The following is a 7,895-nucleotide window of genomic DNA, read 5'->3' on the forward strand; positions in this document are numbered from 1 at the left end:
CCGCGCGCTCCGCGTCAGTGAGCTCGATGTTGCTGGTGCGGGTATATGCATTGGGCATGAGGCATCTCCGAGGATGCCTCATCCCATGCAGTTTTCGTGCCTATGAATTAGCGGGACAGGACACTAGAAAGCAACGACATATCGCAGACGGCCAACGGAGCGCTAACGCGCGAGTCTGCTCCCGACCCAGAGCGGACCTCGGGACATTCCGCTTCCCAAGCTTGCGCTCCTACTTGAGCGCCATGGTGCACTTGCCTTTGGACATGTCCTGGAAGGCCTGGTCACCCGGTATGACGGCCTTGATGGTGTAGTAGTCCCAGGGGTACTTCGATTCGGCCGGCGACTTCACGCGCGCCAGGAACATGTCGTGGACCATCCGGCCATCGGCGCGGATCTTCCCGTTCCTGGCGAAGAAGTCATTGATGGGTGTCTCCTTCATCTTTTTCATGACCTCGCCGGCCTCGTCCGTGCCGGCAGCCTGTATCGCCTTCAGGTAATGCGTGGTCGCGGAATAGTCGGCCGCCTGGATCATCGTCGGCATGCGCCTGGTCTTTTCGAAGTAGCGGCGCGCCCACTGGCGCGAAGCCTCGTCGCGGTCCCAGTAGAAGCCGGTCGTCACGTACATCCCCTGGGCGGTCTTCAGGCCCAGCGCGTGCACATCGCTGATGAAGACATACAGCCCTGCCAGGGCAACGTCCTTGCCCAGTCCGAATTCCCCGGCTGTGCGGATGGCGTTGATGGCCGACTGGCCCGCCGTTGCGAATCCCACGACCTTGGGCTTGGCGGCGCGGGCCTGCAGCACGTAGGAGGAGAAGTCCGTCGTATCGATCGGGTGCCGGGCAGCGCCGATGACCTTGCCCCCACCGGCCTTCACGAAGTCGGAGGCATCCTTCTCGATGGAATGCCCCCCAGCAAAGTCGATGGTCAGGAAATACCAGGCGTCCAGCCCTTGCTTGACCAGCGTGCTCACGGTGCCGGCGGCGAGCGCATAGGTGTCGTACGCATAGTGCACCGTGGTCGCACTGCAGTTCTCGTTGGTCAGCCGCGTCGTGCCCGGCGAGGTGGCAATCGCGATGCGGTTCTTGTCGGCAGCCACCTGGGCGGCGGACAGCCCGGTGGCTGAATTGCCCAGGTCGATGATCATGTCGACCTGCTGCGTGTCAAACCAGGAGCGCGCAATGGTGGCCGCGAGGTCGGCCTTGTTCTGGTTGTCGGCGGACACCACCTCAATGGGCTTGCCGAGCACCTTGCCACCGAAGTCCTCCACGGCCATCTTCACCGCCGTGACGGCACCCGTGCCCGTCATGTCCGACAGGAAGCCGCTCATGTCGGTCAGCACGCCGATGCGCACCACATCGCCAGACACCCTGGCCTGCTGCTGCGCGGCAGCCGCGGTGGAGAGCGCGAGCAGGGCCGCGCTGCACAACAACTTCCTGCGGAATTTCATCGATGTCTCCTGGGTTGGCTGGTTACTTCCGCGCCGGCGTCACGCCCGCCGGCACGATGCGCATCTCGGCTGTTCCGACACCGCCCGAATCGCCGACCGCACGCAGGGCCTGCACCGGCGCCGCCGGCGAGAACACCGCCAGCACGCGCATGGGCTCCCAGCCCGTGTTGAACGTCGAGTGGTAGTGGCCCTTGGGGATGAAGATGAGGCTGCCCGCGGCGACCTTCTCCGTCACCGACGTGCCATCGGCGCGCTCGGCAACATGTTCGCCACGTCCCGAGACCACGTAGATGATCTGGTCGGCGTCGTGGTGGATGTGGCGCGAATGCCCTTGTCCAGGTTCGAAGAAGAGCGCGACCGCGCCCATCTGCTCGGAACCGTCGACGTCGGGCCCGCACAGCACCTTCGCAGTGGTCCAGTCCGTGACGATGGTCTCGACATCGTCGGGATGGGTGATCTTCTGTTTTTGGCTCATGGCTTGGGTTGGATTGGGTTCAGGGGTTGGGAGGGATGCACCATGCATTCCGGCCTACTGGGATACTAGTGAAATCCCAGTCGAATGCAAGCGGGGCAATGCCTATCGCAGTCGCGCCCGGACCCCGGGCACAGGGGCTGAACAGATCGTGGGGAAACAGCCAGCCGCTGACCGCCAGGCGGGACCGGGGTGCGTTCCCCGTGCGGCCGCAGGCGTCTCAGGAGCGGGCCGCCCAGAGGGGCCTCGCGGGCCTCGGCTCAGAGCTCGATCGTCGCCCGGGTGAAGGCTTCGAGGTGATCGAAGAGCGCATCGGACGCCGCTTCGGCTGCCCTGGGATCAGCCTTGGCGATCGCGAGTGCGATCGCGGCATGGAGGGACGCCGACGCTTCTGCGTCGTCGATGGCGTGATGCAGGAAGTAGAAGCGCCGCGACAGCGCATCCAGCGCATCCAGCGAACGCGCCGCGTACTCGTTGTGGATGCAGCGGGAGAAGAGGTCGTGGAATTCCTTGTCGGCCTGCAGCAGGGCTTGCCCGTCGTTCGCCGCAGCCGCATCCGTGAACCTGCGGGCCACGGCCTCCATGGCCTGCCGCTGTTCGGGCTTTGCGCGACGCGCCGCCGAGCGCGCGGAATAACGGGCAATCTCGCGCCGCACTTCCAGCAGCTTCAGGTGATCCACCGCGTTCACTTCCGTGACGACGATGCCGCGCCTTGGCATGACATGCACGAGGCCTTCGCGCGCGAGCCGCTGCAGCGCGTCACCCACCGGGGTGCGGCTCACGTTCAGCCGCGCGCACAGCTCCGATTCGGAGAGGACATGCCCCGGCTGGATCTGCAGCGTCACGATCAGCTCCTCGAGCTGGTGGTAGACGCGCTCCGACAGGCTTTGATGGGCGGCAGGCGGCGAGGCCTGCATGCTGGCCGTGGCGGAGGTGGAGGTGGAGGAGCGCACTCTTGGGAATCCCCGTACATGGGACGGCGAAGAAAAGTCTAGCACGCGCCCCCTGTCCGCCTGGGCTTCAGGCGCTGATGTCGGCGTCGCGGGTCTCGGGCAGGAACACGAGGCCGATCACCAGCGTCAGGGCCGCGGCGACGACGGGGTACCAGAGCCCGTAGTAGATGTCGCCCTTGAGCGCGACCATCGCGAAGGCCGTGGTGGGAAGCAGCCCCCCCATCCAGCCCGTGCCGATGTGGTACGGCAGGGACATCGAGGAGTAGCGAAGCTTGCTCGGGAACAGCTCCACCAGCGCGGCCGCGGTCGGGCCGTAGGCCATGGTCACGTAGAACACCAGCACGAAGATCAGCAGCAGCACCATCGGCTTGTTCATCGCGTCCGGGTTGGCCTTGGGCGGATAGCCGGCGCTGCGGATGATTCCCGTGAGGTCGTTGGCAAAGGCGGCCAGCTTCTGCTTCGCTTCATCCGGCGGCATCCGCGAGATGTCCAGCGACTTGATCGTCTGGCTGCCGACCTTGATGACCGCGACGGTGCCGGGCGCGGCATTCTCGATCCCGTAATTCACCGAGGCAGCCACCAGCTGCGCCTTCGCGAGATCACACGACGAGGTGAACTTGCTCGTGCCGGTCAGGTTGAACTGGAAGTGGCATTCCGCGGGGTCGGCCACCACCACCACAGGCGAGTGTGCCAAGGCGCTTTCCAGCGCCGGGTTGGCGTAATGCGTCAGCGCCTTGAAGATCGGGAAGTAGGTGAGCGCGGCCAGCGCCATGCCGGCCAGGATCACCTTCTTGCGTCCCACCTTGTCGGACAGCCAACCGAAGAAGACGAAGAAGGGCGTCGCCAGGGCCAGGCCTGCCGCCACCAGCATGTTGGCCAGGACGCCGTCGACCTTGAGCGTCTGCGTGAGGAACAGCAGGACGTAGAACTGGCCGGCGTACCAGACGCAGCCCAGCCCACCGGTGATGCCGAAGAGCGCGATGAGGACGAACTTCAGGTTCGACCAGCGCAGGAAGGACTCGGTCAGGGGCGCCTTCGAGGTCGTGCCCTCCTTCTTCATCTGCTCGAACACCGGAGACTCGTGCATGGCCATGCGTATCCACACCGACACGCCCAGCAGCACGATGGACAGCAGGAACGGGATGCGCCAGCCCCACTCTGCGAACTGCGCCTCGCCCACGCTCGTACGGGTGGCGAGGATGACCAGGAGGGACAGGAATAGCCCGAGCGTCCCCGTGGTCTGGATCCACGACGTGAAGAGGCCCCGCTGGCCCCTGGGTGCATGCTCGGCCACGTACACCGCGGCACCGCCATACTCGCCGCCCAGTGCCAGCCCCTGCAGAAGTCTCAGGCTGATGAGGATGACAGGCGCGGCGATGCCGATCGAGTCATAGGTGGGCAGGAGGCCGACGCCGAAGGTCGAGATGCCCATGATCAGGATGGTTGCAAGAAAGGTGTACTTGCGCCCGATCATGTCCCCCAGCCGCCCGAACACCAGCGCGCCGAAGGGCCGGACAATGAAGCCGGCCGCAAAGGCCAGCAGCGCGAAGATGAGGCCGGTTGCGGGGTCGGCCTTAGCGAAGAAGTGCTTCGCGATGAAGGCCGCCAGGGAGCCGTAGAGGAAGAAGTCGTACCACTCGAAGACGGTGCCCAGCGAGGACGCGAACAGGATCTTGCTGTGCGAGGCCTTGAGGGCGGCCGAGGCCTTGCCGGTGGCCTGGCCCAGGCCGGGGGTGATCACTTTGGACATGGTGGAAGGCATGCAGTGGTAGGCGGAGCCCGCAGGCCTCAGGCCGACACGGGTTCGGCTGCGTGCAGGCCAAGCACCTGCGGGATCTGCTCGATGCTGCTCAGCTCGACGTGGGGCAGCAGGCCCAGTTCATCAGCCAGGTCACCCTTGCGGTTGATCCAGATGACCTTGAAGCCGAAGGCGCGTGCGCCGGCCACGTCGAAGTAGTTGGAGGTGACGAATCCAAGCTCGTGGCGCTCCACGCCAAAGTGGTCGATGGCCATCTGGTAGGTGTTGGGATGCGGCTTGTAGACCTTGACCGCGTCCACGCTGAACAGCTTGTCGAACTGGTCCGCGAGCCCGGAATTGGCGACCAGCTTTTGCAGGAGGTCGGGGGTTCCCACGGAGAGGATGGAACGCTTCAGGCCCACCAACCGGGGCAGCGCCTGCACCGCATCCGGGAATGGGCTGAGGCGTTCATAGCTGGCCATCAGTGCCTTGCGCTCGGCATCGCCGCCCGGCAATTGCAGGTACTTCATTGCGTACTTCAGCGCGGACTCGGTGTTCTGGTCGTGCGGGACGTAGCGGCCCATCAGCGTGCGCAGGTACATGTATTCGATCTGCTTGGCGCGCCAGAGCTGGCTGAGGGCCTGGCCCTTGCCCGGAAAGAATTGCTCGGCGAGCTGGACGACCGAGTGGACGTCGTAGACCGTGCCGTACGCGTCGAAGGCCAGGGCCTTGATGCCGGTGAGCTGCTGCATGGAAATCTCCTTGATGAGACGGGCGGCCGCTGTCGCTGCCGCCGGAGGTGTCGAAAGCCCCACGAGTTGAAGTCCCGGTGGGATTTCAGAAGAATACAAGCATGCGGAAGACAAAGTACGGGGGTTTACCCCCTGTCAAGGCGGCGGCCCGACCGGCGCTGGCGGCGACTTTGCGGGGTCAGCCTGAACAATGTCCTGGCCTCGGCCCTGGAGGTTCTGGGCGTGCCCCACCCCGGGTCGGGAGAGGCGCCGGTCGACACGTACCCCTCGATCGCAGCGCACATCGCCCGCGGCGAGGCCTTATGCGGAGCCGTGGCAGCAGGGTTCGACGGCCATTGCCGGTTTGGGGCAACAACCCTTGCGTCACTTCAAGAGCAGGCTGCGAACGCGAGCTTCCCCCGTCTGACCGTATGGGGCGTCGATGTCCGCTTCTGGCCGCGAACTGCCCTCAGGGCCCCGATGCTGAATGACCGAGATCAGTCTGGACCCGTCATCCCAGTCAGCGCGCCCAACGTCTGGTTCCGTCTGAAGCGGCCTTCGAGCCCTCCGGGCGTGTGGGAGGTGCGGCCGCACCAGGGACTCATGCCGTTCCGAAGTTCTTTCCGCTTTCTCGTCCTGCTTATCTCATCTGGAACGCGAAGCCGTGCGGATGCTCGAAGGTCGCTCTTCACTTCTTCTCTAGCTTCCCAACTGCGCGGCGCAACTCCCCACCTTTCATGGCGGCGCCAGCGGCGGTGACCATTGCGCTCAGCGTCTTGCTTTTTGAACTGATACGTTCGCCTTTGGGCGGCATCAGGTTTGCTTCGGCAAGTTCATCGAGGAGTACGGCCAAGTCGGTGGTGCCCAATGCGAGCATCGCCGAATGGCGCGCTATGGCCCCCAGCGCGTAAGCTCTCAGCACCTGGTCACGCTCTTGCCTTTCCACTTCCTGCACTCTCGAACGAAATCTCGCCCACGAGATCTGGCCAAGGGCAGTTCCCTCTTCGATGTCGTGGACCCCGTACGCCACCAGGATCGCAAGAAGGACTCTTGCATCCCCTGACCCGTCCTCAAATTGCTCAAGAACAGTAGGGAGCTCTCCGACACACTCGGCTCCCGCCGCTAGGCTGAGTCCCCTCTCTAAGCGCCAGAGCTTGGCTTCGCGACCCAATCCAATCGCAAGTTGATGTAGTGCGGCCGCCTCCTTGCGAAAGATTTCAGGCTCAGGGTCCGGCACCTTGTCTTCGTCCGAAGGCCATTTCGTCTTACTCACAGCCAGCGCCTCCTCTGCGGTTGCATCGGCTCGGCCCTGTCTTGGGGACTCAGCGCAGCGCCTTGGCAGACCCATTGAAGCCCTGAGGCTCGACCGCAGCCAGGCAATGAAATCACTGCTTCGAAGCTTTGGGGTTCGCCATCTATCTTGACGATGGGATAGCCGCCGAAGAGGCTGCCGCCGAGGTCCTTGAAGATCACAGATCTGCGCTTAGACCCGTTCCCGACAGGCCGCACCCCCAGTTCCACGATCTCAATAAGGCTCCAGTTTCCGGAGGGCGACCACTTCGGAGGCTGCAGCAGGTGAATCGAAAGGAGCCCGTTGAGCCCGGGCTGCATAGCCACATCCAGGACGTCGGCAGCCTGGGCCATCAGGGTGGTTTGTTCAATTCGGGTCTCTGGACAGCGGAGTCTCACCAGCACCAACGGCTGCCCAAAAGTCAGGTCGACCCTTCGCCAGCGCTGGTCCTCACCCCCATCGGGGGCCGTATCTCTGAAGTCTTCGCGCGTCGTGAACATGGCACCTCCACGGCCATTATTGTGACTTAAAAGCGGCTGACGTAAAAGCGGCATACAAACAGACTCGGGCGGTGCCAGCTCAACCGCCCTCGCAACCAACGTTGAGGACCGCCAGGGAATTGGTGGCCATCAACATGATTTACTTTCGGAAAAGAAAGGGGTGGACGCAGGAGGAGCTTGCGCACCAAGCAGGGCTGCACAGGACCTTCGTCGCACATGTGGAGCGCCAGGTGCGGAACATCTCGTTGGACAACCTGGAGAGGCTGGCGACGGCGCTGGGAATCCCAGTTGGGTTGCTGCTGGCTGACCCAGCCTCCGGTCCACTCAAGGAAGAGTAGGGTTCACTGAGGGCGGACGAGCTCATGGGGCGCTGCTCGCATGCTCGTGCCTATCGGGCTGACGACGGCTCGCGCGGCCCAGCCCAAGATCACCGGAATCGCCTCGGTCCAGGCGGCTCCGGGCCACGAGATGGCGCTTCCTTGAACTGCACGTCCTGAATCAAGTGCCGCTCGCGAAGAACTCGTCGCACGGCGCCGATGTCACCGCCGAGTTCCCCAAGGGCAAAGGTGATCAGGGACCCGCCCTTTGAGCCATCACCTGAGGCCCACCGGCCAGGCGCACCCTTATCCGTAATTGTGTATCCGTCCGGCCATCCCACATTGAATTTTGACCTCCACCCGGAGATGCTTGTGTCCACGAACTTTGCGTGGACACATGGACACTTCCGGAAAAATATCTGAGGTCGCAGCCCTACCCAAGCGCG

General features: G+C 64.0%; 8 protein-coding genes. 1 reads left to right on the forward strand and 7 read right to left on the reverse strand.

What is annotated here, in order from left to right; translation table 11 throughout:
- Nucleotides 1-229 precede the first annotated feature (229 nt).
- From IM725_RS19015 to IM725_RS19045, 7 genes are all read right to left on the reverse strand, one after another.
- A complete protein-coding gene (locus IM725_RS19015; protein WP_193782214.1) occupies nucleotides 230-1,447 on the reverse strand; it encodes an ABC transporter substrate-binding protein in 1,218 nt (405 codons plus the stop codon).
- Between the two features lie 22 nt (nucleotides 1,448-1,469).
- Nucleotides 1,470-1,922: a cupin domain-containing protein gene (locus tag IM725_RS19020; RefSeq protein WP_193782215.1), complete on the reverse strand. Its 453-nt coding sequence runs from the start codon at nucleotides 1,920-1,922 to the stop codon at nucleotides 1,470-1,472.
- Nucleotides 1,923-2,179: 257 nt separating this feature from the next.
- Nucleotides 2,180-2,872 (reverse strand): GntR family transcriptional regulator, encoded by a 693-nt coding sequence (locus tag IM725_RS19025; protein WP_193782216.1) that lies wholly within the window; start codon nucleotides 2,870-2,872, stop codon nucleotides 2,180-2,182.
- 67 nt (nucleotides 2,873-2,939) lie between these two features.
- Nucleotides 2,940-4,622 (reverse strand): MFS transporter, encoded by a 1,683-nt coding sequence (locus IM725_RS19030; RefSeq protein ID WP_193782217.1) that lies wholly within the window; start codon nucleotides 4,620-4,622, stop codon nucleotides 2,940-2,942.
- A 38-nt stretch (nucleotides 4,623-4,660) separates the two neighbouring features.
- Nucleotides 4,661-5,362, reverse strand: coding sequence for a haloacid dehalogenase type II (locus tag IM725_RS19035; protein ID WP_193782218.1), 702 nt, complete (start codon nucleotides 5,360-5,362; stop codon nucleotides 4,661-4,663).
- 667 nt (nucleotides 5,363-6,029) lie between these two features.
- A complete protein-coding gene (locus tag IM725_RS19040) occupies nucleotides 6,030-6,614 on the reverse strand; it encodes a hypothetical protein (protein ID WP_193782219.1) in 585 nt (194 codons plus the stop codon).
- Nucleotides 6,611-7,132, reverse strand: a complete 522-nt coding sequence (locus tag IM725_RS19045) for a hypothetical protein (RefSeq protein WP_193782220.1) — start codon at nucleotides 7,130-7,132, stop codon at nucleotides 6,611-6,613. The genes IM725_RS19040 and IM725_RS19045 overlap by 4 nt, the downstream gene beginning before the upstream one ends.
- A 134-nt stretch (nucleotides 7,133-7,266) precedes the next feature.
- On the opposite strand from IM725_RS19045, the gene IM725_RS19050 reads away from it, so the two are divergent.
- Nucleotides 7,267-7,470 (forward strand): helix-turn-helix domain-containing protein, encoded by a 204-nt coding sequence (locus tag IM725_RS19050; RefSeq protein WP_193782221.1) that lies wholly within the window; start codon nucleotides 7,267-7,269, stop codon nucleotides 7,468-7,470.
- The last annotated feature ends 425 nt before the right edge of the window (nucleotides 7,471-7,895 follow it).

Origin of the sequence: Ramlibacter aquaticus (assembly GCF_015159745.1) — a bacterium.
GTDB classification, from domain to species: Bacteria; Pseudomonadota; Gammaproteobacteria; order Burkholderiales; family Burkholderiaceae_C; genus Ramlibacter; species Ramlibacter aquaticus.

Coding starts and splice junctions, on each gene's coding strand:
- IM725_RS19015 (WP_193782214.1), bottom strand. CDS start 1,447: ATGAAATTCCGCAGGAAGTTGTTGTGCAGCGCGGCCCTGCTCGCGCTC.
- IM725_RS19020 (WP_193782215.1), bottom strand. CDS start 1,922: ATGAGCCAAAAACAGAAGATCACCCATCCCGACGATGTCGAGACCATC.
- IM725_RS19030 (WP_193782217.1), bottom strand. CDS start 4,622: ATGTCCAAAGTGATCACCCCCGGCCTGGGCCAGGCCACCGGCAAGGCC.
- IM725_RS19035 (WP_193782218.1), bottom strand. CDS start 5,362: ATGCAGCAGCTCACCGGCATCAAGGCCCTGGCCTTCGACGCGTACGGC.
- IM725_RS19045 (WP_193782220.1), bottom strand. CDS start 7,132: ATGTTCACGACGCGCGAAGACTTCAGAGATACGGCCCCCGATGGGGGT.
- IM725_RS19050 (WP_193782221.1), top strand. CDS start 7,267: ATGATTTACTTTCGGAAAAGAAAGGGGTGGACGCAGGAGGAGCTTGCG.